The sequence below is a fragment of the Plantactinospora sp. CNZ320 genome (assembly GCF_002846275.1).
Genome location: NZ_PJMP01000001.1, coordinates 2922929 through 2947522 on the forward strand (window position 1 = coordinate 2922929; position 24594 = coordinate 2947522).

Here is a 24594-nt window from a genome sequence, read left to right on the forward strand (position 1 = left end):
GGCCCGGACCGGCGGCACATCGCGACCGGCACCGATCGGGGTGCCGGCCACCGGGGCGGTCAGCGAACCACCGCAGGTGCCCCGGCCACCGCCTGCGATCCAGTCACCGCCGCTGAACCCGCCACCGCCTGTGGGCGGGCCACCGCCTGTGGGCCGGGCAGGTAGTCGGGGTCCACCTGGCCGGCCAGGTCCTCGCCGGTCCGGTCGTTCGCCCAGGCGGCCGCGTTGCGCAGGTGGAACTCCACCGCGTGCCGCTGGAATGTCGCCCAGTCCTGCACCTGCGCGTCCACGGTGCTCCGGAGCAGGTCGAGCGCGGCCCGGTTGGCCGGCTCCAGGGCGTGCAGCGGTGCCGGTACGCCCCGTTCCGCGTCACGCACGTAGTCCGAGCGGGTGAGCCAGGTGAGCAGGTCGGCACCGACGTGCTGGCGCAGGAACTCCACGTCAGCCTGGTCGTCGACCTTGTTGCCGACCACGTGCACCCGGATGCCGTACTCCCGGGCGTAGCCGGCGTACTGCCGGTAGACGCCGACGCTGCGCAGGGTCGGCTCGCAGACCAGGAACGTCGCGTCGAACCGGGTGAACAGCCCGGAGGCGAACGAGTCGGCCCCGGCTGTCATGTCCACCACCACGTACTCTCCGGGGCCGTCGATCATGTGGTTGAGCAGCAGTTCCACCGCGCCGACCCGGGCGTGGTAGCAGGAGACCCCGAGGTCGTCGGCGCCGAACGGGCCGGTCACCGCGAGCCGGACACCGGACACCTCGCGGACCACCGCCGCGTAGATCGGGTTGTCGCCGTCGACCGGCAGCAGTCGGGAGCCACGGCCGGGCGGGGTGGTCTTGACCATCACCGCGGCCGAGGAGATCCGGGGATTCTGGCCGCGCAGGTACTCCTTGATCTGCGGCAGGTGGTCGCCGAGCGTCGGCAGCCGGGCCGCCTCCGCCTCGCTGGCGCCGAGCGCGGTCCCGAGGTGCTGGTTGATGTCGGCGTCGATGGCGAGCAGCGGCGGCGGAGCGCCGCCGGGCGGGTCGGGCGCGGCGAGGTGCCGGGCGAAGAGGGCGGCCAGGGTCGTCTTGCCGCTACCGCCCTTGCCGACGAACGAGATTTTCACGGTACGGCTCCTCCGGTGCACTCTGCGACGTTAATCCAATTGGAAATCATTTCCATCAGACTCGTCAAGCGGCCCGCTTCCTCGGCGTGTCGAGCCGGGGTTGGTAACCTCCGGCCCGTGCCGCACTCCCCGCCCGCGCTCGCCGGGCCGACCACGCCCCCGTCGCCTCCGCCCCCGGGCGCCCGACGGAGTCGCCGGACCGACCTGCTCGTCGCGCTGGTCGCGATCGTCGGCGCGGTCTGGGTCACCAGTGGGCTCTGGCTCGACCCCAACGGGCGGGCGATCACCGTCAACTCCAGCGACCAGGCCCTCTTCGAGTGGCTCCTCGCGTACGGCGCGCACGCGCTCAGCCACGGGCAGAACCCGTTCTTCACCGACCTGATCAACGTCCCGGACGGGGTCAACCTCGCGGTCAACACCTCGGTCACGGTCTACGCCGCCGTCTTCGCCCCGCTCACCTACACCGTCGGCGCCCCGGCCACCTTCCTGGTGATCCTCACCGGCAACATCGCCGCCACGGCATTCGGCTGGTACTGGCTACTGTCCCGGAAACTCGTCCGGAGCACCCCGGCCGCGGTACTCGGCGGGCTCTTCATCGGCTTCGCCCCCGGCATGGTCGCGCACGCCAACGCGCACCTGAACTGGAGCGCCGGCTGGGTGGTCCCGATGCTGCTCTGGGGCATCCTCCGGCTGCGTCGGCCCGGCGGCTGGCTGGGGGGCGGACTGCTGCTCGGAGTGCTGGTCGCGGTCGCCTTCTCGATCGCCGCCGAGGGGCTCTTCTTCACCGCCCTGGCCTGCGGTGTCTTCTTCGGCACCTGGGCACTCGACCGGCACCGTCGGGCCGAGGCGCGGGCCGCGCTGCCGGACTTCCTGCGCGGGCTCGGCGTCACCGCACTGGTGGCGTTCGTGCTGCTGGCGTACCCGCTGTGGCTGCACTTCCTCGGCCCGCAGCGGTTCCACGGCACCGGATTCGATCCGGTGATCCACGCCGAGGACATCGCCGCGTACGGGGCGTACCCGCAGCGGACCCTGGCCGGGGAGGTCGGGCTGGGCACCTCGCTGGCCCCGAACCCGACCGAGGAGAACTCCTTCCTCGGGCTGCCACTGCTGGTGCTGGCCGTGGTCTGCTTCGTGGCGCTGTGGCGGCGCGCCGGGCTGGAGCGCCGGGCCACGGTACGGGCGATCGGGGTGACCACGCTGGTCTTCGCCGTACTCTCCTGGGGTCCCCGGGTGAAGATCTTCGGTACCCACACCGACTTCCCGCTGCCGTACGCCCTGCTCGGTCACCTGCCGGTGTTCAACGCCGCCCTGCCGTCCCGACTGGCCCTGGTGGTGGCCCCGCTGATCGGGCTGCTGCTGGCGCACACCGTCGACCTGCTCCTGACCCGTCCGAACAACTCCCGCCCCGACTCCCGGCCGAACTCCCGTGCGGACTCCCGCCCGGTCTCCCGTGTGGTCTTGCCGAGGGCGCGGGTCGGCTGGGTGGCGGGGTTCGCCGTGGCACTCGTGCCGCTGCTGCCGGTGCCGCTGCTCACCGTCGCCCGGGAACCGATCCCGGAGTTCATCACCGCCGGCACCTGGCGGGAGTACGTCTCACCCGGCGGGGTGCTGACCCCGCTGCCGCTCACCCTCGACCTGGCCCCGGACGGGCAACGCTGGCAGGCGTACGCGCTCAGCCACCGGCAGGGCGAGTTCCGCATCCCGTCCGGCTTCTTCCTCGGCCCCGGTGGGCCGGACGGCCGGGGTCGGATCGGGCCGGTGCCCCGGGCCACCGACGCGCTGCTGTTGCGGGTGGCCGAGACCGGCGAACGGCCGGTGATCACCGATGCCGACCGGGCAGCCGCCCGGGCCGACCTGCGCTACTGGCGGGTCGAGGCGGTGGTGCTCACCGATCGGGCGCACGGGGCGAAGTTCCCGATCCACACCGACGCGCTGCGCGAGGTCACCACCGCACTGCTCGGCCCGCCCGAGCGAGTCGCCGACGTCTGGCTCTGGCGCCCCACCCCGTAACACCCCCACCCCGCCCCTCATGGTCACGTAGCGTCCGGCCTGTCCTGGCCGGCCGGACGCTACGTGATCATGACGATGCGGGATGTCCGGCGAGGATGCCGAGGGCGTAGGCGGTGGCGACCAGGGCCAGCATCAGCACCGCGACCCGGCGGAACCGGCGGGCCAGCGCCGGCCGCTCGGCGGGCAGGGCGAAGACCCGGCGCGGCCAGCCCCGCCAGGAAACCCACCAGAAAAGCCCCGTCGCGGCAGCCAGCAGCACCGCCTTGACGGCGACCAGCGCCCACCAGCCGGCCGAGCGGTCGCCGGCCAGCAGCACCAGGCCGAGTCCGGTCAGCCAGAGCACCCCGATCAACCCGACGACAGGCCACCGGTTGCCGTGCGCCAGCACCCGCTGCGCCTCCTCCACCCGCTGCGCCTCCGCCTGCTGCGCGTCCGCCACCCGCTGCCGGCCCTCCGCCTGCTGCGCCGGATCCGGCCCGTCGGAGCCGCCGAGCATCCGGGTCAGTTTCGGTGCCACGACGAAGAGGCTGTACGCCATCGAGCCCAGCCACAGCGCCGAGACCCCGGCATGCAGCAGAATCATCATGGTCAACAACGCGTCCATCCGGGCATCATGCCCGCCCCGGCCCCCCGCCCGCGCGCCGGTGAGCCCCGCCACGAACCGGAGCGACCCGCCGGTAGCGAACTAAGCTGGGACGGTGACCAGCACAATGGCCGGGTTGACAAGCGTCCGGCTCGGGACCGTCGACTACCTGGCGGCCTGGGACGAGCAGCGTCGGGTGCACGAGGCGGTGGTCGCCGGGGAGCGGCCGGACAGCGTACTGCTGCTCGAACACCCGGACGTCTACACGGCTGGCAAGCGCACCGAGCCCTGGGACCGGCCGATGGACGGTACGCCGGTGATCGACGTGGACCGGGGCGGCAAGATCACCTGGCACGGGCCGGGTCAGCTCGTCGGCTATCCGATCCTCAAGCTCCCCGGCGCCGACACCGGGCTGCCGGTGGACGTGGTCGCCTTCGTCCGGCGTACCGAGCAACTGCTGCTGGACGTCTGCACCGAACTCGGACTGACCAGCGTGATGCTGGTGGAGGGGCGCAGCGGGGTCTGGGTACCGGCCGACGAGCGCGGGCCGGAACGCAAGGTGGCCGCGATCGGCATCCGGGTGGCCCGGGGCGTGACCCAGCACGGGTTCTCGATCAACTGTGACTGCGACCTCGCCGCGTACGACCGGATCGTCGCCTGCGGGCTGCGTGACGTCGGGGTCACCTCGCTCACCGCCGAACTGGGCCGCCCGGTCACCGTGGCCGAGGTCCTGCCGTTGGTCGAACGCCACCTCCCCACCCTGCTCCCCTGACCCGCCCGCAACTCCCCCTGACCCGCAACTCCCCCTGACCGCCACAGAGGTCGAACTTCCCGCCGGGCAGCAGGAGGTGCTGTCACGGGGTGAGGCGGTGCAGGTCGCGGGGGAAGGCCGTCACCTCGCGGACGTTCGCCACCCCGAGCAGCCGGGCGACCATCCGCTCCAGCCCGATCGCGAACCCGCCGTGCGGCGGCATGCCGTGCCGGAACGCGTCCAGATAGCCGGCGTACGGCTCGACCGGCTCGCCCCGCTGCGCGAGCGCGGCGAGGTAGTCGGCGTACCGGTGCAGCCGCTGACCGCCGGTGACCAGCTCGACGCCCCGGAACAGCAGGTCGAACCCGTTCGAGTACGCCCGCAGCGAGCCTCCCGACGGACCGTCCCCGGTGGCCGGGTGGGTGTAGAAGGGGCGCTTGGCCAGCGGATAGCCGGTGACGAAGAGGAAGTCCGACCCGTGCTCGGTCCGGGCCCACTCGCCGAGTGCACGCTCGTGCGCCGGGGCGAGGTCGGGCTCGTCCGGCGGCGCCCCGGCGATGGCGAGCGCCTCGACGAAGTGCACCGCAGGAATCTCCGCCGGCACTACCGGGATCTCCACCGGCGCCGCTCGAATCGCCGACGGCACGACCGGAACCGACGGTATCTCGACCGGTACCGCCGGGATCCGGGTTGTCGACGCTCCCGGCGGAGGCTCCGGCGCGGGATGCTCCGCGAGGCGCCCGAGCATCCCGGCCAGTACCTCGCGGAGCAGCCGCATCACGTCCCGGTGGTCGGTGACGAAGCCGAACTCGACGTCCAGCGAGGTGTACTGGGCCAGATGCCGGGTGGTGTCGTGCGGCTCGGCCCGGAACACCGGTCCCACCTCGTAGACCCGTTCCAGCACCCCGACCAGCATCTGCTTGTAGAACTGCGGTGACTGGGCCAGGTAGCCGGGCCGGCCGAAGTAGTCCAGCGCGAATACGTTCGCACCGCTCTCGGTGGCGGCGGAGACGATCTTCGGGGTGTGCACCTCGACGAAGCCGAGCCGGTCGAGAGTAGCCCGGAACCCGGCCACCAGGGCTGCCGAGACCCGTAGCGCCGCCGAGCGGCTGGGATGGCGCAGCGCCACCGCCGCATTGTCCAGTTGGGTCGGCAGGCTCGCGGTCAGCTCCGGGCGGTACACGTCGAACGGTGGCGGCACGGCCGGATCGCCGAGCGGGCGTACCGTCGGGTCGACTAGCTCGGCCCCGGCGGGCGCGGCGGGGTTGCCGACCACCCGGCCGGTCACCTCCAGCACCGACTCCTCCGGCAGCTCGGCCAGCCGGGCTCGCAGGTCGGCATCGGTCACCACCACCTGGGCGAGGCCGGCGGCGTCCCGCAGGATCAGGAACGTCACCGACTTGAGCTGCCGGCGCCGGTGCACCCAACCGGCGGCGGTCACCGTCGTGCCGACGTAGGCGGGCAGGGACGTGGAGAGGACCCGTGGCACCTGCGTGCACTCCTGTCGTGTCTCGGCGCGCCCGAGGCGGATCGCGCCGTACGGCCCCGGGGAGTGTGGGCGAGCGGGTACTCGCGGTGCCACCACACCTTCGCCACCGGCGATCCGGCCGGCGGCCTCGTTCGTGGCCCGTGTCGCGGGCCGGACGGCGGGTTCTACCAGGCGCCGATGCGCCGTTCTTCCCGCAGCTCGGGAGGGTCTTCCCACTCCGGCCGGAGATCACCTTCCAGCGACGGTGACTCTCTGGACTCCGGTTGTCGGCAGTGGTACTCGGCTCCGTCCACGCTCTGCCCGGGAGGGTAACCGGGGCAGGTGGAACCCTGACACCGAATATCCGCCGCTGATGCTGCCGGGCTGCGGCTGCGCAGAGGGCGGCGTGAGTGGTATCACCTGGTCCGGCACGTGAGTCCGGTCGCCTCTGGTCGATCGGCCGACCCCCTGCGCGTAGGCTCGGATTCGTGACCATCGAGCACTCCGCGCCATCCCCCGCCGCCGAAGCCGGAGGGGTGAGCGTCGTGACCGCACCGGAGATCCGTACCGGCCATCCTGTCGCGCCGGAGGGGCGTCGGCTGCTGCGGGTCGAGGCCCGCAACGCGGCGACGCCGATCGAGCGCAAGCCGCCGTGGATCAAGGTCAAGGCGAAGATGGGTCCCGAGTACACCCAGCTGCGTGGGCTGGTCTCCCGGGAGGGTCTGCACACCGTCTGCCAGGAGGCGGGCTGCCCCAACATCTACGAGTGCTGGGAAGACCGGGAGGCCACCTTCCTGATCGGCGGCGACCAGTGCACCCGCCGGTGCGACTTCTGCCAGATCGACACCGGCAAGCCGGCCGACTTCGACGCGGACGAGCCGCGCCGGGTCGCCGAGTCGGTGGTCGCGATGGGCCTGCGGTACGCCACAGTCACCGGGGTGGCCCGGGACGACCTGCCGGACGGCGGCGCCTGGCTCTACGCCGAGACGGTCCGGCAGATCCATGGGCTTACCCGGCGGGAGCGGCCGGCCGGTGCCGACGGCGGGGTCCTGGAGGGCCTGCCGCACTGCGGCGTGGAGCTGCTGATCCCCGACTTCAACGGCAACCCGGAGCAGCTCGCCGAGGTCTTCGGCGCCCGGCCGGAGGTCCTCGCGCACAACGTCGAGACGGTGCCCAGGATCTTCAAGCGGATCCGTCCGGCGTTCCGCTACGAGCGCTCGCTCGACGTGCTCACCCAGGCCCGGGCCGCCGGGCTGGTGACCAAGTCCAACCTGATCCTCGGGCTCGGCGAGGAGCGCGAGGAGATCTCCCAGGCGCTGCGCGACCTGCACGCGGCCGGCTGTGAACTGGTCACCATCACGCAGTACCTGCGCCCGACGCCCCGGCACCACCCCGTCGAGCGGTGGGTCCGCCCGGAGGAGTTCGTCGAGCTGCGTGAGGAGGCCGAGGAGATCGGCTTCGCCGGGGTACTGAGCGGGCCGCTGGTGCGTTCGTCGTACCGCGCCGGCCGGCTCTACCAGCAGGCCGTCGAGGCCCGGACCGTGCCGGCCGCCACCACGGCCCGGTAACTCCGGCGGGGTATTCCGCAGGCTCTGTTCCACCTTCACCTGGCTCGCCCACGCCGTAACTCGGGCTCGCCACGCCGTCACCCGGGCTCGCCACGCCGTCACGCGTCCGCGTCTTGGCTCGGGCTCGCCCACGCTCAGTGGCGAAGCGCGGTCGAGCTGTCGCAGCGTGTTAGATTCCGGCCGTCAGCCGGGAGGTGCTTGCCGGCAACACGTCGAAGGTGATGAATAGAAGCATGACAGCACCCCACACCGTGATCATCGGCGCCGGCCCCGCCGGACTGACCGCGGCGTACGAGCTGACGAAGCGGAACGCCACCGTCGAAGTGTTCGAGGCCGACGACGTGGTGGGCGGGATCAGTCGTACCGTCGAACGGGACGGCTGGCGGTTCGACATCGGCGGGCACCGGTTCTTCACCAAGGTGCCCCAGGTCGAGGCGCTCTGGCACGAGATCCTGCCCCCCGAGGACTTCCTGCTCCGCCCCCGGATGAGCCGCATCTACTACCGGGGAAAGCTGTACGACTATCCGCTCAAGGCCGGCAACGCCCTGCGCAACCTCGGCATCTTCGAGGCACTGCGCTGCGTCGGCTCGTACCTCTGGGCGAAGGTCGCGCCACCCAGGGACCAGTCCCACCTCGCCGGCTGGGTCACCGCCCGGTTCGGCCGACGGCTCTTCGAGCACTTCTTCAAGACGTACAACGAGAAGCTCTGGGGCGTACCCGCGACGGAGCTCTCCGCCGACTGGGCGGCGCAGCGGATCAAGAACCTGTCGCTGTCGAACGCGGTGTTCAACGCGCTGCTGCCGAGGCGCAACCAGAAGGACATCACCAGCCTGATCGAGGAGTTCAACTACCCGAAGTACGGCCCCGGGATGATGTGGGAGCGCTGTGCCGAACACGTCGAGAAGCGCGGCGGCCGGGTCACCCTGAACACCGGGGTCACCGCCGTGCACCGGGCCGGCGGCCGGGCGGTCGCGGTCACCGTCGCCGGGCCGGACGGGACGCGCCGGGTCGACGCCGACCACGTGGTGTCGTCGATGCCGATCTCACACCTGGTGCTGGCGATGGACCCGCCGGCCCCACCGGCGGTACGCGCCGCCGCGAAGGAGCTGTTCTACCGCGACTTCCTGACGGTCGCGCTTGTGGTGCCGGCCGAGTTCAGCTTTCCGGACAACTGGATCTACATCCATGCCCCGGAGGTGAAGGTCGGGCGGATCCAGAACTTCGGCTCCTGGTCGCCGTACCTGGTCAAGGACGGGCGGACCTGCCTCGGGCTGGAGTACTTCCTCAACATCGGCGACGAGCTGTGGAACAGCCCGGACGCCGACCTGGTCGCCCTCGGTACCGCCGAACTGGAACGGCTCGGTCTGGTCCGTCCCGGCTCGGTCGAGACCGGATACGTGGTGCGGATGCCCCGCGCCTACCCGTTCTACGACTTCGCCTACAAGGAGAACGTGGCGACGATCCGCGACTGGCTCGCCGCCGAGGTGCCGAACGTGCATCCGGTCGGCCGCAACGGGATGCACCGCTACAACAACGCCGACCACTCGATGATGACGGCGCTGCTCTCGGTGTCGAACATCCTGGACGGCACCGACCACGACGTGTGGACGGTCAACGTGGAGGAGGAGTACCACGAGGAGAAGGGGCCGGGCGAGCACGGCACCGGCCGCGCCGCGCCGGTCCTGCCCCGCGACCCCGTACCGAGCTGAGTTAGCAAGGGCCCCTTCTACAACAGAAAACGATAAGCGGGGGCCCTTCCTTACACGCCGTCGCGGGTTTGCGGCGGGTCGAGCAGGCCAAGTCGGTGTGCCACCGCGGCCGCCTCCACCCGGTTCGCCACGTCCAGCTTGGCGATGATCCGGGAGACGTGCACGCTCGCCGTCTTCGGCGAGATGTAGAGCCGCTGTGCGATCCGGCTGTTGCTGTGCCCCTCGGCGACCAGCCGCAGCACCTCCCGCTCGCGGGCGGTGAGCAGATCGGTGCCGGGCGCCGCGCCCGGTCCGGCCCGCAACCCGAGCCGCCGGGCCAGCGTCGCCGCCTGCTCCCCGAGGGGTACGGCCGCCAGCTCACCCGCGATCGTCGCGGCCTCCTCGACGGCGCTCGCCGCCAGCGTCCGGTCCCCCGCCGCGGCCGCCGCCTCGGCCAGCCAGAAGAGTGCCCGGCCGAGTGGGTACCGCTGACCGTCCACCCGCCACGCCGCCACCGTCTCCTGCCAGCGCGGCACCGCCTCGGCGGCGGTGGCGAGAGTTGCCGAGACCTGTGCCGCGTACGCCAACTCGGCCGGATAGCGGGCGACGAGTCCGGCTTGCCCCGCCCGTACCCACTCGGCGAGTTCCGGGTCCTCGCCCGCCACGGCGGCTCGGGCGGCGGCGGCCAGCGCCGGCCAGCCGTACCGGGGGTCACTGTCGAGCCGCCGGCCGAGCAGGTTCCGGGCTGCCTCCACAGCCACCGCGATCTCCCCGCTGGCAAGGGCCGCCTCGACCCTCAGCTCGTGCAACGGCAACTCCAGCGGCAGGTACGGCCGGCGGAGGAAACCAAGTGCCCGGGCGACCAGCTCGTCGGCACCGGTCTGACCACGGGCGAGCCGCAGTCCGGCCCGCAACTGCAACCAGTGGTAGCTGTTGATGCCCGGCAGGTCGAGCCGGGCCGCCTGCCCGCACAGCTCGTCGGCCTCGTCCCACCGGCCGAGTGCGATGAGCGCCTCGGCCTGGTTGGAGAGGAGGAAGGCGCCGGTGGAACGGTTGATCCCGACCCGCCTCGCCTCGGCGTACCCGGCGGCGGCCGCCTCCGCCGATTCGGCGTACCGGCCGACCTCGCAGAGCGCGTCGGAGCTGGCCACCAGGGCGGTCACCAGGGCCTGCGGGTCGCCCGCCTTTCTGGCCAGCTCGACCGCGCGGCGCAGGTCGGCCAGCCCGACATCGGAGGAGACCGCGCGGTTGCACACCCAGCCGGCGGCGAGCGTCGCGCTCAGCACGGCGTCCTCGTCGGCGAGTCCGGTCGCGGCCGCCACCGCCTGGGTGGCGACCCGGGCGCCCTCGGCACGGTCGACCCGGGCGAGCTGGAAGGCGATCTCGGCGAGCAGCCGCGCCCGCTGCGGGTCGCCGTCGACGTCGGCGACCAGCGTGTACGCCGCCCGCAGGTCCTCGGCGCCGTCGGACTTGCCGAGGATCCGAAGCAGCCGCCCGCGCAGCAGCCGCACCCGGGCGGTCCGGACCGGCTCGCCCGCACCGTCCAGTTCGGTGAGCATGGCGCGGGTCAGCGTCAGTGCCCGGCTGTAGTCACCGGCGGTCGAGGTCGCCGAGAGGGTCGCCTCCAGCATGTCGAGGTGGTTGCGGCCGAGCCGCTGTTCCGCGTCCGGCACCTGCTCCCAGAGTTCGAGTACCCGTTCCAGCAGCCGCCCCTGCTCGGCGTACGCGTACCGGGAGCCGGCCGCCTCGGCGGCGGCCCAGGCCGCGGTCAGCGCCCGGGGATAGTCGTGTGCCTCGTACCAGTGGTGGGCCAGTTCGGCCGGTGCCCGACCGTCGGCGACGAGTTGCGGCTGCGCCTCGATCGCGGCGGCGTACCGGGCGTGCAGCCGGGCGTGCTCGCCGGGGAGCAGGTCCTCGTGCACCGCCTCCCGGACCAGCGCGTGCCGGAACTCGTAGCCGCCGTCCGGGTCGGCGACGACGAGCTGGGCGGCGACGGCGGCCCGGAGTGCCTCCTCCAACTCGGTCTCCGGCACTCCGGCGACCTTGGCGAGGAGTTCGTGGGCGATCCGGGTGCCACCGGCCCCGGCGATCCGGAGCACCCGCTGGGCCGGTTCCGGCAGCCGGTCCACCCGGGCCAGCAGGAGGTCGCGCAGGGTGTCCGGCAGGTCGGCGCAGCCGCTCGGGTCGCTGGCGGCGGCGAGTTCCTCCACGAAGAACGGATTGCCCTGGGTCCGGTCGTGGATGGTGTCGATGGCCCGGTCGGTGGGCTCGAAGCCGAACAGGTCGGCGAGCACCTGACCGGTACCCTCCCGGTCCAGCCGGTCGAGTTCGAGCCGCTCGACGCCCCGGGCCCGGTCGAGTTCGCCGAGGAACGGGCGGAGCGGGTGTCCCCGGTGCAGTTCGTCGGAACGGTAGGTGCAGATCAGCAGTACCCGGGGCGGCCGGACCGCGCGGACCAGGAAGGCGATCAAATCCCGGGTCGACCGGTCGGCCCAGTGCAGATCCTCGATCACCAGTACCAGCGGGCGCTGCGCGGCGAGCCGGGTGAAGAGCCCGGCGACCAGTTCGAAGAGGTAGCCCCGGTGCGGGTCCAGGGAGAGCCCTGGCGCGTCCGGTGTACGCCCGGTGTCGGCGCCGGCTGGTACCGCCCCGAGTCGGTCCAGCTCGGGCAGCAGGCGGGCGAACTCCCGCTCGTACCCCTCGAAGGCCGCCGGCCCGTCGCGGCGCAGCACCTGGCGGAGCGCGGCGGCGAACGGCGCGAACGGTAGGCCCTGTTCGCCGAGTTCCAGGCACTGTCCGACGAGGATCTGGTTGCCGTCGGCGACGGCCTGCCGGCCGAACTCCTCGATCAGCCTGCTCTTGCCGACCCCGGCCTCGCCGCCCACCAGCAGCGCGGTCGGCTCGTCGTTGCGGACCCGCTTGAGTGCGTCCCGCAGGACGGCGAGTTCGGACTGACGGCCGACGAGGACGCTGCTGGCGGCGCGAGTGGTCACGGGTTCGAGGATGCCACGCCCGACGGCGTCCTCGAAGATCCGGACGTCGGCACCGGCCGGCGGGCCGGGATGCCCGGCCCGGGCGGCTGGCCGTCCAGCGGCCCGAGGGGGTCGCCGGACTGCGAGCGCCCGGTCCGGGTTCACCTCTCGGCCGGGGCCCGGGACGCGGCGGAGTCGGACCGCCGTTTCCGCGCGGTGCGCCTCGAGCCGCGCCGGGAACCGCGACCGACCGAGGAGGCCAGCCGCTCCGAGTCGGCCTCGGCCCACAGTTCGGCCGCGTGGGTACGGTGCAGGGTGAGCAGGAAGTGCGGGTCGGTGCTGAACATCGCTGAGCTCCTTCGCTCGTTCGGGTTCTCGTCGCTGATGTCCACTCTTCGCCGGAAGGCACCCCCGCCACATTGGCGTTGTGCCTCATCTCCGCCCGGCCAGCCTCCTTAGTTCCGCCCACCCGCGGTGCGGTACGGCCGTAAGGTCCTTACCCCGACCCGGTCCGCCAGCCGGCCGCCAACCACCAGCACCGCCCCGCCGGCCGGCCGCTCCGGGGTGCGGTGCCCGGCCGGGGATCGGGTCGGCGGTCCCGGCCCACTAGACTCCGTCGCATGGCAAAGGCGCAGGAGAAGGTGTCGTTCGGCCAGCGGCTGAAGCAGATCGGGATGGTGTTCTCGTTCACCGCCAAACGCGACAAGTGGTTCGTGCCACTCGCCGTCGTCGCGGTGCTGGTCCCGATCGCGCTCACCGTGGTCGCGGTGCTGTCCTGGGGCTGGCTCTGGCTGCCGATCGGCATCCTGGTCGCCCTGCTCGCCCTGCTCATCGTGCTCAACCTGCGCTCGAACCGGGCGATGATGAACGCGGCCGAGGGGCAGCCGGGTGCGGCGGCCCAGATTCTGGAGAGCATGCGGGGTGACTGGCGGGTCACCCCGGCGGTCAGCTCCACCACCCAGATGGACATGGTGCACCTGGTCGTCGGCAAGCCCGGGGTGATCCTGCTGGGCGAGGGCAACCCGCAGCGGACCCGCAGCCTGCTCGGCCAGGAGAAGCGGCGGCTCGCCAAGGTGATCGGCACCGCGCCGCTCTACGACTACCTGATCGGCCAGGGCGAGGACGAGCTGTCGATCCGCAAGCTGCGTACCACCCTGTTGCGGCTGCCGCCGAACCTCAAGGGCAAGGACGTGAACGCCCTGGACAGGCGACTCAAGGCACTTTCCGCGGCCCGGCCGCAACTGCCGAAGGGCGCGATCCCGAAGAACATGCGCCCGCCCAAGGGAGCCTTCCGGCAGATGCGCGGCCGGTAGCCCGTCAGGACGGGCAGGGCTGGGTGGTGGCGGCGGGCCGTGCCTGCTGGGTCGGGGCGAGCCGGTCCGCGACCTGCCGCAGCATCGTCGCCGTACCGCGCCGCAGCCGGCCCGGGCCACCGCCCGGAACCGGCTTCCGGACCGGTGCCTCCGGCCGGGCGGACCGGACGTGCCGCTCGGTCGCACCGAGCGCGAGGTGGTAACCGACGAGATCCATTGTCACTTCCTTTCGACGGGACCGGTCGAGGCGCGAACGACCAGGTCGGTGGGGAGGAGCACCTGACGGTCGGCGGGATCCTCCGGTGGCTCAAGCAGCAGCCGGCCGGCGATCGCGCCCTTCTCCACCGCCGGTTGTCGGATCGTGGTGAGCCCGGCGGCAGCGGCCTCCGGGATGTCGTCGAAGCCGGTGACCGAGACGTCCCGGCCGGGGCGCAGGGCCCGGGCGGCCAGCGCGTCGAGCACCCCGAGCGCCAGCAGGTCGGTCACGGCGAGCACCGCCGTCGGCCGGTCCACGCGATCGAGCGCGTACGCCGCCGCGTCGGCCCCGGCCGCACGACTGTTGGCGGCGGCGTTGCACAACAGCAGATCGCTCCACTCGACTCCGCCCTCGGCCAGCCCTTCGGCGAAGCCGCGCAGCCGCTCGCGGGTGACGTCGTACCGGATCTCGGCCGGGTCGGTGACGGTGACCTGTCCGGTGAGGCGCTCCGCGACGAGGAAGTCGGAGACCACCGCCACCCGGCGATGCCCCAGCCGGGCGAGGTGACTGCCGACGGTACGGGCGGCGGCCGCCTCGTCGATCCCCACGTACATCGTCTCCGGCCCGGCACCGGCAGGCCGTTCGGCGGCGACCGTCGGCAGCCCGCGTGACCGGGTCACCTCCAGCGCCCCGTGCCAGGCCGGTACGCAGTAGACGCAGAAACCGTCGACCGCGGCGTTACGGACCGCCTGGATGCCAACCTCCTCCTCCGACTCCGAGAGCGGGACCAGCAGCAGGCCGCTGCCGTGCCGCTCGGCGGTTTCCGCGATGCCCCGAAGGAACTGCACCGCGTACGGGTCGGTGAAGGCGTAGGAGAGCGCGGAGGTGAAGAGGACGCCAATCGCGCCCACCCGGCCGCGCCGCAGCGACCGTGCCGTCGGGTCCGGCCCCGGGTAGCCCAGCTTGCGGGCCGCCTCGTGGATCTTCTCGCGCAGGGCCGGTGACAACTGGTCGGGCCGGCTGTAGGCGTTGGAGACCGTGCTGCGGGATACACCGACGGCGTCGGCCACGGTCTGTAACGTCGGCTTCACCGGACTCGCCTTCTGTATCGATCCAGTAGACCTTCTGGATCGATACAGTACGCCGCTCGACGAGAATCCGCCAGCCTTTGGTTCGCGACTGCGACTGCGACTGCGACTGCGGAGAAGGGAGCGGGAAGGAACAAGGGGGAACGAAACCGGCGGGGTCGGCACCGAGCTCAGCTGGTGGGTGCCAGGCCCAGCGGGTCGGCGCCGGACTCAGCGGGTGGGTGCGGATCCGTCGGTGGGGGCGGGCGGCGACACGGGTACCACGATCGAGCCGGCCGCCCGGTCGTGCAGGCCACGCCGTCGGTCGTCCATGATCACCGCTGGCACCACCAGCCCCAGCAGGGCGCCCCGGAGCAGTGCGCGGAGGATACCGATCCGGCCACCGTCGGCGTACCCGATGCACCTGATCCGGCACACCCACATGCCGGGGGTCTGCGCGAAGAGGCCGATGAAGAAGCCGTAGACGAGGATCAGCGTGAAGACCGGCGCCCAACTGTCGACAATCGGGTCGGCGTAGAGGTTGGTGGCCAGCAGGCAGAGGATCCAGTCGATGCTCAGCGCACCGAACCGGCGCACCAGGCTCGGCAGCGGGCCGGTCGGGTCGACCGCCGGCGCGAGCGGAGCGTCACTGTTGCGCGGGGTTGCCACGGTCGACCAGGGTATCCGCCCGCGACGGGTACCCGCCCGCCGGCTCCGCCGACCGCGACGCGCGACACCCGGCCCGCCCGAGACCCTGGCTGGCCCAACACTCGCCCGCCCGACCACGCTGCCGAAGCGTCGGCTCACCGAATCGAAACGCGACAAACGCGGTCAACCAGTCAGATCGGAGTATCATCCGGGAGTAGACCCGGGCCGATCACCTGCGGGGATCACGCTCCGCAGACGACGTAACACGGCAGAAACATCAGAGACATGCTCGGGCAATCGCATGGCCATAGCGTCGCCACCAGCCTAGCCATCAGTGGACGTGCCAGGAGGACGTGTGTTCGCCAACCCCGAGGAACTCCTGCGATACCTCAAAAACGAGGACGTAAGGTTCGTCGACGTTCGTTTTTGTGACCTGCCCGGCGTGATGCAGCACTTCAACCTGCCGGTCGAGTCGTTCGACGAATCGGTCTTCACCGACGGTCTCGCCTTCGACGGATCGTCGATCCGTGGTTTCCAGGCGATCCACGAGTCGGACATGCTGCTGCTCCCCGACGTCGCCACCGCCTTCATCGACCCGTTCCGGGCGCAGAAGACCCTCGCCCTGAACTTCTTCATCCACGACCCGTTCACCCGCGAGGCATACTCCCGGGACCCGCGGAACGTGGCGAAGAAGGCGGAGGCCTACCTGGCGGCCAGCGGCATCGCCGACACCGCGTACTTCGGCCCGGAGGCCGAGTTCTACATCTTCGACTCGATCCGGCACGAGACTTCGGCGCACCAGGCGTACTACTACATCGACTCCATCGAGGGTGCCTGGAACACCGGCCGGGTGGAAGAGGGCGGCAACCGGGGCTACAAGACCCCGTACAAGGGCGGCTACTTCCCGGTCCCGCCGGTCGACCACTACGCCGACCTGCGTGACCAGATCGTCCAGCGGATGCTCGCCGCCGGATTCACCGTCGAGCGCTCGCACCACGAGGTGGGCACCGCCGGCCAGGCTGAGATCAACTACAGGTTCTCCACCCTGCTGCACGCCGGCGACCAGCTCCAACTCTTCAAGTACATCGTGAAGAACACCGCCTGGGCGAACGGCAAGACCGCCACCTTCATGCCGAAGCCGCTCTTCGGCGACAACGGCTCCGGCATGCACACCCACCAGAGCCTCTGGCTCAACGGTGAGCCGCTCTTCTACGACGAGACCGGCTACGCCGGCCTCTCCGACACCGCCCGCTGGTACATCGGCGGCCTGCTGCACCACGCCCCGTCGCTGCTGGCCTTCACCAACCCGACGGTCAACTCGTACCGCCGGCTGGTCCCGGGCTTCGAGGCCCCGGTGAACCTGGTCTACTCGCAGCGGAACCGCTCCGCCTGCACCCGTATCCCGGTCACCGGCAGCAACGCCAAGGCGAAGCGGGTCGAGTTCCGGGTGCCGGACCCGTCGGCCAACGTCTACCTGGCGTTCTCGGCGATGATGATGGCCGGGTTGGACGGCATCAAGAGCAAGATCGAGCCGCCGGAGCCGATCGACAAGGACCTCTACGACCTCCCGCCGGAGGAGTGGGGCTCGGTCAAGCAGGTGCCCGGCTCGCTGCCCGAGGTCCTCGACTCGCTGGAGGCCGACCACGACTTCCTGCTGGAGGGTGGCGTCTTCACCCCCGACCTGATCTCCACCTGGGTCGAGTGGAAGCGCGCCAACGAGGTCGACCCGGTCCGGCTGCGGCCGACCCCGCACGAGTTCGCGATGTACTTCGACGTCTAGGACCAGACGCCGGTCTGGCCCGGGGGTGCCCACGCACCCCTCGGCCGCCCGACACAGGCACCTCCGGCGCGCCGCCGACCAGTCCCGGTCGGCGGCGCGCCACACTTCGTACCACGCCGCGCTTCGTGCCACGCCGCGCCGCGCTTCGTGGCCGGACCCCTACAGGGCGAGGGTTTCCAGGTCTACGGCCTCGGCCATGGCCCGGGCGCCGTCGTCGTTGAGGTGCATGCCGTCGCCGCTGTCCAGCGCGGGATGGATGTAGTCGGGGGCCTCGGGGTTCTCGACCGCTCGGGCCACGTCGAACACGGCATCGAAGACGTCGGTACTGCGGATCCAGTCGTTCACCTCGCGCCGGACGGCGAGCCCCTCGGGGGTACTGATCCCGGCATAGCTGGCGCCCGCGAAGGGACCCATGGTGGCGACCAGGATCCTCAGGCCGGCCTGGTGGGCGCGCCCGGCCAGCGCCTCGAAGCCCTTGACCAGGTCGTCGGTGCCGGGCAGGGTCTCGCCCGACATGCCGGGTAGGCCGAGATCGTTTATGCCGAAGTGCACCAGGACGTGGGTACGGCCGGGAGTCGCCAGCACGTCGCGGTCGAAGCGCGCCAGCCCGTGCTCGCCGATCTCGCCCCGCAGCAGGCGGTTCCCGGCGATGCCCTGGTTGACGACCCAGCCCCGCCCGAGGCGCCGGTTGAGAAAGTCCACGGAGCGGTTGTTCGCGCTGGTCGTGGAGCCGACCCCCTCGAACCACGAGTCGCCGAACGCCACGGCGATCGCGGTGTCGTCCGGGGCGAGCACGTCCACCCCGGAGACGAAGAACCTGGCCTCCACCTGCTCCGCGCCGGGAAGTTCGGCGGACGTGACATGGTTCCCGCCGACTATCCGGGCCACCTCCATCGGAAAGTGGGAGTAGGTGGCCAGACCGGTCTCCTCGGGCAGATAGAGGCTGAGCGACAGGTCGGCGCCGGGGGCGACGGGCAGGTCGACCGGGTCACCGACGACCTCCTCCCCCGGCGGGATCACGATCTTCTCGGCACCGTCGAAGGTGAGGGTGGCCTGACCGTGTTCGCCCGCGACCGTCGCGGCGGCGATGGTCAGCGGGGTACGGCCATAGCGGTTCGTCAGGCGTACGCGGAGACGTTCTCCGCCGCCGGCCATGTGCAGCACCTGACGTACCGTCTGGTCCGCGAAGCCACGCGGTTCGCTGAGCTTGATCTGCTCGTAGGGACTGATCACGGCGGTACGGAAGCCGGCTGTCCAGATCATGTGCACTCCTGTCCGGTACGGAATATTGCCACTCGGGCGGCGCCGGGCCACCCCTTCTCAGGGATGTCGTTGGTCAGGGCTGGAGCACGTAGCGACCCCGCACCCCGCCCCTGGCCGCCGCCCGGTGGGCGTCGGCGACCCGTTCCAGCGGCAGGACGGCGTGCACCCGGGCCGGCAGCTCGCCGGACGCGGCCCGGACCAGCAGGTCGGCCAGCCGTGGGCCGTCCGGGTGCACCTCCACGACGGCCACGCTGATCCCGCGTTCCGTGGCCGGTACGGCGTTCGGCCGGACGCCGACGAACGCCCCGCCGTCGCGGACCAGGGCGAGAGCCTGCTCCTGGAGTACCGCTCCATCGGCGACCGCGTCCCAGCCCGGCTCGGCCTTGGTGGTGAAATCAGCGCCGAGGCCGCGGACGAACGCCTCGTCCTCGGCTCGGGCCAGGCCGGTCACCCGCCAGCCACGGTCCGGCGCGAGCGCGGCGACGTATCCGCCGACCGCGCCGGCCGCACCGGTCACCAGCAGCCGGTCAGCGCCGGTGGGCGCGTCGCCGAGCAGGTCGACGATCTGCGCCCCGGTCAGCCCGTTGAGCGGCACCGTCGACGCCGCGACCAGGTCCAGCCCGTCGGGTACGACGGCGAGGTCGGTGACCGGCACGACGAGTTGCTCGGCGTACGTGCCGAAGTCGCGGTCGAAGCCCGGCACCAGGCCGGCGACCCGGGTACCGACGGCCAACTCCACCTCGGGGCCGGTGGCGACGACGGTGCCGGAGAAGTCCCACCCCAGGCCGGTGTGCTCGGGCTGGTTGATCAGTCCCATGGTGTGGAAGAAGCCACCCGCGACCCCGAGGTCGACGGGGTTGACCGACGCGGCGGCGATCTCGACCCGAACCTCGCCCGGCCCGGGTGCGGGAACGGGAAGCTCGATGATCTCGATCGAGTCGGGTCCGTCGGCGGTACGGACGACCGCGGTACGGAACGTGGATGTGTGCATGGGTCTGCTCCTGCTGTCTTCGACGAACTGTCCTGCACCACGATGGATGGGTTACTCTCCAACGGGAAGTACGCACCTGAAAGTGCGTAGAACACCCGGCGGTGCGAATGTGGAGAGAGGCGATCGATGGCGACGATGACGGCGGCCCAGCGACGGTCACAGGTCAAGGCGGACTACGACGCCTTCCTGGCGCGCTGCCCCAGCCGCCAACTGCTCGACCGGATCTCCGACAAGTGGGTGGCGCTGGTCCTGGCCGCGCTCGGCAGCGACGGTCCGCACGAGTCCGGATGCGACCGTGTCGAGCAACCGCGACCGATGCGCTACTCCGAGCTGTCCCGCCGGCTGGCCGGGATCAGCCAGAAGATGCTGACCCAGACGCTGCGTTCCCTGGAGCGCGACGGCCTGCTCACCCGCACCGTGACGCCGACCGTGCCGGTCACCGTCACCTACGAGCTGACCGACCTGGGTCTCTCGCTGCACCGCGTGATACGCGGGATCAAGAACTGGGCCGAGATGCACATGGACGAGGTGCTCGCCAATCGCGAGCACTACGACGCGCAGGCCAACTGAGCGCTTCGACGCGCAGGCCAACTGAGCGCCACGCCGGATAGCTTCTTCACCGTTATAGCTTGGTCAGCGGTATATAGTTCCCGGCATGAGTACACCTGTCCCGTTGCGGGAACCGACGTTCCTGATCCTCACTGCGCTGGCCCGGGAGCCGATGCACGGCTACGGCATCGTGACCGAGGTCGCCGCGCTCTCCGACGGCCGGCTGGCGCTACGACCCGGCACCCTCTACGGCGCGCTCGACCGGCTCACCGACGAGGGCCTGGTCGAGCCGGACCGGGAGGAAATCGTCGGCGGCCGGCTCCGCCGCTACTACCGGCTCACCGACGCCGGTGGCAACGCGCTCGCCGCCGAAACCGAGCGGTTGCGCCGCAACGTCGAGGCGGCGAGCCGACGCCTGCGAGCCCGTACCGCCCGAGCGTCGGAGGACTCGACCGCCCGTCCGGCACCGGCAACCCGCCCCGCCATCCGGCTCGCCGGAGGCCCGGCATGAGCGAACAACCCGGCACGAGCGAACAACCTGACGAGACCGGGCAGGAGGGTTCGACCACCGAGGTGAATCCGCTGGAGCGACGCTACCGGCGACTGCTGTACGCGTACCCGGGTCGCTACCGGTCGAGCCGAGGCGACGAACTGGTCGGGACGTACCTCGATCTGGTGGATCAGGATCGGCGCTGGCCCTCCCGGCACGACGCCGTCGACGTGCTACGTGGTGGGTTACGCCAGCGGCTGCGCGAGCAGGGCGCCTCCGGGCTCGCCGCCGGCCTGCCGGTCGCCGCGACGATCGCGGTGAGCACGCTGGCGGCGCTCGCGGCGTTCCTGCTGATCCAGATCGAGTTCACGAAGCTGCCCGCCGATGTGTTGCCCGCGCAGGTCGGCCCGGCGCAGACCCTCGGCGTGTTCCTCTGGGTCGGCTGGCTGCTGGCCGCGCTCGCCACGGTGGTGCTGCCGGCCCGCTGGGCACGCCGGGGCGTCGCCGCCGCCATCCTGCTGACGCTGACCATGATCCCGGCTGCCCTACTGTCCGGGCTGTCCCGGCCCCCGCTCTATGTGCTCGTCCCGGTGTTGGCATTCGGCCTGACCGCGCTGGCGTTGCCCGCCCGTCCCGGCTGGGCGGGCCGGATCACGCCGTTGCTCGGAGCGCTGACCGGGGCGGCCGTGGCCGCGCTGTTCGAGGTCGCCGAAGGCAGCGGAAACTGGTTCGCCAGCTACTACTCCACGGTCGAGGTCCTGGGGATGGCGAGTGTCGGGCTGCTCGGGCTGGCGCTGGCCTTCGGCCTCGTTCGGGCGGTCACCGGCGACAGCCGTGCACTGTGGTCGGTCGTACTGCTGGTGACTCCGGCCAGTCTGCTCGGGATCTACCCCGTCACCCGCTGGTACTGGGGCGGCGCCCCGACCTGGCCAGAACTCGCCGCCACCGCCGTGGTACTCCCGCTGGTCGGCGTGGGCCTCCTGCTGGCCGTGGTCGCCTGGCACGGCGCCCGGTACCGGGCGGTCCGGGCACGCTCGGCCGGCGGCCCGTGCCCGACCTGCGGACACGTCGCCGATGTCGCAACCCGGGCCGACGTCGGGGAAGGCAGGGTAGCGCCCTGATCAGCCAGGCGCGGTGGACAACCCGGGCGGTGTCAGCCGGTCGGGTTGCCCGGCTGACACCGGACCAACGCACCGGACCAACGCAGCAGCCTCCAACCAGCAACGACACCGGGTACCGGGCAGTCAGCATCCGGCTGCCCGTCGCGATCGTGGAAAAGATCGACCGCCCCGCCGACCAGAGCGCAACCCGCCGGTCCGACATCATTCGCGACGCCCTGAACAGGCACATTACCGCCCGCACCACACCCGTCAGCCAAGACGAAGCCGAACACGCCCTCGACGTGCTCCGCCGCATCGTCACCACCCGCACCACAGGAAACCAGGCCGACGCGGCGTAGAACCAACTCCAGCACTGCGGTCGACTGCTCGTCAGTGACCGCACCCACCGGCGCGGTGGCAGTTCTCGGCTCAGCTGTGCAGGTGCAGCTCTCGGCTCAGCTGTGGCCTGCGGCTGAGGTCGTTCAGCTCACTCGAACGTCGTTCAGTGCGTGGCGGAGCGCTCGGGTGGGAAGAGGACCCCGATGGGCGGCAAATGGCAGACGGCAAGGCGGATCACCCGGGCGGCGTTCCGGCCGATCCGGGACAGTGATCTCTCCCTGCACGCCGCCGCGATCACGTTCTACGGGGCGATCGCGGTGGTACCCGTGGCGCTGCTGGCCATCTGGCTGACCGGCCTGGCAGCCGGCGCCGGCCGGGTCCGCCAGCTCACCGCGTACGCGGTGGAAACCCTGCCGACCGAGATCGGCGCGCCCGGGGCGGTGGCCGCGCTGGTCGAGGCCGGGTTGGGCCTCACCCCACTGCTGGCGCTCGCCTCGCTGCTGCCCGCCTCGCTGTACGGCGAAGGGCTGCGCCGGGCGTTCGTCTCGGTGGCCCAGCAGAACGAGTCGGGCGCCCTGGTCGGCTGGCGGGGGCGGCTGCTCCTGCTACCACTGCTCGCCCCCGCGCCGGCGCTGCTGCTGTTCATCCTGATGGCCCTGCCAACCACCACCCGACTGGTCCAGCAGGGCGGTCTGATCGGCACGGTCGGCATCGTGCTCTCCTTCCTGGCGGTCTGGGTGGTGCTCACCCCGGTGCTGCTCTGGGTGTTCCGGGTGGTCGGGCCGGCCTCCCCGGACTGGCTATCGGCCCTCGGGGTGGGCTCGTTCACCGCCGCGAACCTCTCCGGATTCCTGCACGGCTTCGTGCTGTTCTGCTCGCTGCCGCTCGATCTGGGCGTGCCGTTCGGCGGGTTCGACGAGATCGGCGCCGGGGTGGCGGTGCTGCTGTGGCTGTACCTCTTCCACGTGATCGTGCTGTCCGGCTACTCCGCCACCCTCGCGCTGAGCCGCTGGCGGGCCCGAAAATGAACCTGACCAGCCCGGCGTGCTGGACAACCGGGGCGGTGTCAGCCGGTCGGGTCGTCCGGCTGCACCGGACCGCACTCGGCAACTCTCGGCTCAGCTGTGCAGGTCGCCCCAACGTCCCTGGTTGGCCGGTCCGCGTCGCACGCAGTGATGGTGCTGGGCCTGCCAGCGCCGAAGCATGACCCGGAGCCGGTCCGCCTCGCCCCGGGCCGCGCCGAGCTGCCGGTAGAGCTCGTCCCGCTCGATCGCGAGGGCGCGCAGCATCCAGTACATTCCATTGTCCGGCTCCGGCAGCCAGCCGTCCGACGCGGCATGGTCAGCCATCGCAGTCGCGTTCCCGCTCCGTCGGCGTCGCGGTCAGCCGAGCCGGCCCGACCGTCAACGCCAGCTCGACCGCCTCGGCCCGGAAGGCGGCCTGGCCCGCTCAGGTGAGCCGCTCGTCGCCAAGCAGATCCACCAGGAGCAGAGTCTGCAACAGGATCAGCCGGACTGGATCGGCTGCCGGCGGGCGTGCCGACCCGAGCGCGGCCCGGATCAGCGCTGAGGCCACCTCCGGCGGCACCTCCTGGGTACCGCCGTCGTAGCGGTCGTGCATCCGGGCGGCGAGTCGCCGCACGGTCGCGCCGTCACCCCGGGTCAGCCGCCGATCCACCGCCACCACCACTGCGGCGGCCAGCGCGTCGACATACCTGTCGAGCGCTCCGGCCCGGCGGAACAGGTCGAGGCGGTCGGCGTACCAGCTGGTGTTTCCCCTGGCCAGCAGGAGCATGACGCGTAGGCAGTCGGCGAAGAGGGCGCCGTCGGTGTGCGGGCTGGTCACCCGCGACCCGCCGGAGACCCAGAAGCCGCGCGACGCGCGCCACGCCGCCCGGCGCCGCAACGGCACCCGCAGGTGTGCCGGCGCGGACGGGTCCTGCGACCGGCGACCGGCGGCGGCCACCAATCGCCCCGCCAGCTCCGCGCCCACGCCGACGCCGTCGGGCGGGTGCCAGCTCACCCGCGCCAGCGCGCCGGCCCGGGCGGTTCGGCCGGGCACCAGGTCGACCCCGGAAACCCCATCCGTGTACGCGGACAGCGCCGCGCAGCCCTGCTGCATCCGTGCGGTCAACTCCTCCAGTTCGCCCGCTCCGATCCGCAGCCGCGTCAGGGTGGCAACCGGCAGCGCCTCGCCTGACTCGGTGGCGGTGGCGGCGGCGATCCGGGTACGCAACTCGACCAGGCTGGCGGTGCTGGCGCGCACCTCGTCGACGGCCCGGCGCAGCGCGGCGACCGCCTCGCCGACGCCGCCGAGCGGCCCGAGCCCCGGCACCCGACACAGTTCGGCGACCCCGCCGCTGAGCCGCCGCTGCACCTGACCGGCCTGCTCCAACGCGCTGTCCCAGCACCGCAGCGCGCGAGTCGGCAGCGGATGCCGCGAGCCGGTCGTCGCCGCCCGAGCCCGGTCGAGACTCAAGACAAGTCCCGCGTACGCCTGCCGCAACTCGTCGATGCCCCGCTCCACCACCCAGGCCGCGTGCTCCGCCATCCGAACCCGCCGCCACTCTTCCGGGTTCTGCCGCGCCACCTCATCCGGTTGGGCGTTCTCGTGCTGTTGCGCTTCCCCTTCCTGTCGCACGTTCTCGATCGACGTCATCCGGCCCACCTCACGACGTAGCCTCCTGCGCTGGTCCGGTTGGGTGTAGCC

At 71.8% G+C, this 24594-nt stretch carries 23 protein-coding genes; 11 read left to right on the forward strand and 12 right to left on the reverse strand.

Annotated elements, in window-relative coordinates:
* Positions 1 to 59 precede the first annotated feature (59 nt).
* Entirely contained in the window at positions 60 to 1109 is a 1050-nt protein-coding gene (locus CLT71_RS12775; protein ID WP_486483230.1) for an ATP-binding protein, read from the reverse strand.
* Positions 1110 to 1226: 117 nt separating this feature from the next.
* Between CLT71_RS12775 and CLT71_RS12780 the strand changes: the two genes are divergently transcribed.
* Positions 1227 to 3119, forward strand: a complete 1893-nt coding sequence (locus tag CLT71_RS12780) for a DUF6311 domain-containing protein (RefSeq protein ID WP_199187585.1) — start codon at positions 1227 to 1229, stop codon at positions 3117 to 3119.
* 67 nt (positions 3120 to 3186) lie between these two features.
* On the opposite strand, the gene CLT71_RS36965 is transcribed toward CLT71_RS12780, so the two are convergent.
* Entirely contained in the window at positions 3187 to 3723 is a 537-nt protein-coding gene (locus CLT71_RS36965) for a hypothetical protein (RefSeq protein WP_158242222.1), read from the reverse strand.
* Positions 3724 to 3829: 106 nt separating this feature from the next.
* Here CLT71_RS36965 and lipB point away from each other — a divergent pair, with 106 nt between their 5' ends.
* The gene (gene lipB / locus CLT71_RS12790; protein ID WP_486483674.1) at positions 3830 to 4474 is read left to right on the forward strand and encodes a lipoate-protein ligase B; all 645 of its coding nucleotides are present in this window, start codon (positions 3830 to 3832) and stop codon (positions 4472 to 4474) included.
* A gap of 82 nt (positions 4475 to 4556) precedes the next feature.
* Here the strand turns inward: lipB and CLT71_RS12795 are convergent, their stop codons facing one another.
* Positions 4557 to 5942, reverse strand: a complete 1386-nt coding sequence (locus CLT71_RS12795) for an aspartate--tRNA ligase (RefSeq protein ID WP_101367292.1) — start codon at positions 5940 to 5942, stop codon at positions 4557 to 4559.
* A gap of 467 nt (positions 5943 to 6409) precedes the next feature.
* On the opposite strand from CLT71_RS12795, the gene lipA reads away from it, so the two are divergent.
* The gene (gene lipA / locus CLT71_RS12800; RefSeq protein WP_486483231.1) at positions 6410 to 7489 is read left to right on the forward strand and encodes a lipoyl synthase; all 1080 of its coding nucleotides are present in this window, start codon (positions 6410 to 6412) and stop codon (positions 7487 to 7489) included.
* A 233-nt stretch (positions 7490 to 7722) separates the two neighbouring features.
* Positions 7723 to 9198, forward strand: a complete 1476-nt coding sequence (locus CLT71_RS12805) for an NAD(P)/FAD-dependent oxidoreductase (RefSeq protein WP_101367293.1) — start codon at positions 7723 to 7725, stop codon at positions 9196 to 9198.
* A gap of 50 nt (positions 9199 to 9248) precedes the next feature.
* Here the strand turns inward: CLT71_RS12805 and CLT71_RS12810 are convergent, their stop codons facing one another.
* A complete protein-coding gene (locus CLT71_RS12810; RefSeq protein WP_486483232.1) occupies positions 9249 to 12170 on the reverse strand; it encodes a helix-turn-helix transcriptional regulator in 2922 nt (973 codons plus the stop codon).
* A gap of 140 nt (positions 12171 to 12310) precedes the next feature.
* Entirely contained in the window at positions 12311 to 12496 is a 186-nt protein-coding gene (locus CLT71_RS12815; protein WP_101367294.1) for a hypothetical protein, read from the reverse strand.
* A 273-nt stretch (positions 12497 to 12769) separates the two neighbouring features.
* On the opposite strand from CLT71_RS12815, the gene CLT71_RS12820 reads away from it, so the two are divergent.
* The gene (locus CLT71_RS12820) at positions 12770 to 13462 is read left to right on the forward strand and encodes a DUF4191 domain-containing protein (protein WP_101367295.1); all 693 of its coding nucleotides are present in this window, start codon (positions 12770 to 12772) and stop codon (positions 13460 to 13462) included.
* A 4-nt stretch (positions 13463 to 13466) separates the two neighbouring features.
* On the opposite strand, the gene CLT71_RS12825 is transcribed toward CLT71_RS12820, so the two are convergent.
* From CLT71_RS12825 to CLT71_RS12835, 3 genes are all read right to left on the reverse strand, one after another.
* Positions 13467 to 13679, reverse strand: coding sequence for a hypothetical protein (locus CLT71_RS12825; protein ID WP_486483233.1), 213 nt, complete (start codon positions 13677 to 13679; stop codon positions 13467 to 13469).
* A 2-nt stretch (positions 13680 to 13681) separates the two neighbouring features.
* Positions 13682 to 14749 carry a LacI family DNA-binding transcriptional regulator gene (locus CLT71_RS12830; RefSeq protein WP_101367297.1) on the reverse strand — a complete coding sequence of 356 codons (1068 nt, stop codon included), beginning with the start codon at positions 14747 to 14749 and terminating at the stop codon, positions 13682 to 13684.
* Positions 14750 to 14956: 207 nt separating this feature from the next.
* On the reverse strand, positions 14957 to 15394 hold the full coding sequence (locus CLT71_RS12835; RefSeq protein WP_101367298.1) for an RDD family protein: 438 nt from the start codon (positions 15392 to 15394) through the stop codon (positions 14957 to 14959).
* Between the two features lie 334 nt (positions 15395 to 15728).
* Between CLT71_RS12835 and glnA the strand changes: the two genes are divergently transcribed.
* On the forward strand, positions 15729 to 17153 hold the full coding sequence (gene glnA, locus CLT71_RS12840) for a type I glutamate--ammonia ligase (protein ID WP_101367299.1): 1425 nt from the start codon (positions 15729 to 15731) through the stop codon (positions 17151 to 17153).
* Between the two features lie 159 nt (positions 17154 to 17312).
* Here the strand turns inward: glnA and CLT71_RS12845 are convergent, their stop codons facing one another.
* A complete protein-coding gene (locus CLT71_RS12845) occupies positions 17313 to 18416 on the reverse strand; it encodes a GDSL-type esterase/lipase family protein (RefSeq protein WP_101367300.1) in 1104 nt (367 codons plus the stop codon).
* A gap of 73 nt (positions 18417 to 18489) precedes the next feature.
* A complete protein-coding gene (locus CLT71_RS12850; protein WP_101367301.1) occupies positions 18490 to 19407 on the reverse strand; it encodes an NADP-dependent oxidoreductase in 918 nt (305 codons plus the stop codon).
* 126 nt (positions 19408 to 19533) lie between these two features.
* On the opposite strand from CLT71_RS12850, the gene CLT71_RS12855 reads away from it, so the two are divergent.
* The 5 genes from CLT71_RS12855 to CLT71_RS12875 all read left to right on the forward strand — a co-directional run bounded on the left by CLT71_RS12855 (position 19534) and on the right by CLT71_RS12875 (position 22913).
* A complete protein-coding gene (locus CLT71_RS12855; protein ID WP_101367302.1) occupies positions 19534 to 19977 on the forward strand; it encodes a winged helix-turn-helix transcriptional regulator in 444 nt (147 codons plus the stop codon).
* Between the two features lie 85 nt (positions 19978 to 20062).
* Positions 20063 to 20467 carry a PadR family transcriptional regulator gene (locus tag CLT71_RS12860; RefSeq protein WP_101367303.1) on the forward strand — a complete coding sequence of 135 codons (405 nt, stop codon included), beginning with the start codon at positions 20063 to 20065 and terminating at the stop codon, positions 20465 to 20467.
* Complete coding sequence (locus CLT71_RS12865; RefSeq protein WP_486483234.1) at positions 20464 to 21567, forward strand: diguanylate cyclase family protein; 1104 nt, start codon at positions 20464 to 20466, stop codon at positions 21565 to 21567. Before CLT71_RS12860 ends, CLT71_RS12865 begins: the two co-directional genes overlap by 4 nt.
* A 149-nt stretch (positions 21568 to 21716) precedes the next feature.
* Positions 21717 to 21905, forward strand: coding sequence for a hypothetical protein (locus CLT71_RS36455; protein ID WP_143743448.1), 189 nt, complete (start codon positions 21717 to 21719; stop codon positions 21903 to 21905).
* 183 nt (positions 21906 to 22088) lie between these two features.
* Positions 22089 to 22913 carry a YhjD/YihY/BrkB family envelope integrity protein gene (locus CLT71_RS12875; RefSeq protein ID WP_101367305.1) on the forward strand — a complete coding sequence of 275 codons (825 nt, stop codon included), beginning with the start codon at positions 22089 to 22091 and terminating at the stop codon, positions 22911 to 22913.
* A 90-nt stretch (positions 22914 to 23003) separates the two neighbouring features.
* Here CLT71_RS12875 and CLT71_RS12880 read toward each other — a convergent pair whose 3' ends face one another.
* Entirely contained in the window at positions 23004 to 23234 is a 231-nt protein-coding gene (locus CLT71_RS12880; RefSeq protein WP_143743449.1) for a hypothetical protein, read from the reverse strand.
* A gap of 100 nt (positions 23235 to 23334) precedes the next feature.
* Positions 23335 to 24543 (reverse strand): hypothetical protein, encoded by a 1209-nt coding sequence (locus CLT71_RS12885; protein ID WP_143743450.1) that lies wholly within the window; start codon positions 24541 to 24543, stop codon positions 23335 to 23337.
* Positions 24544 to 24594: the final 51 nt, after the last annotated feature.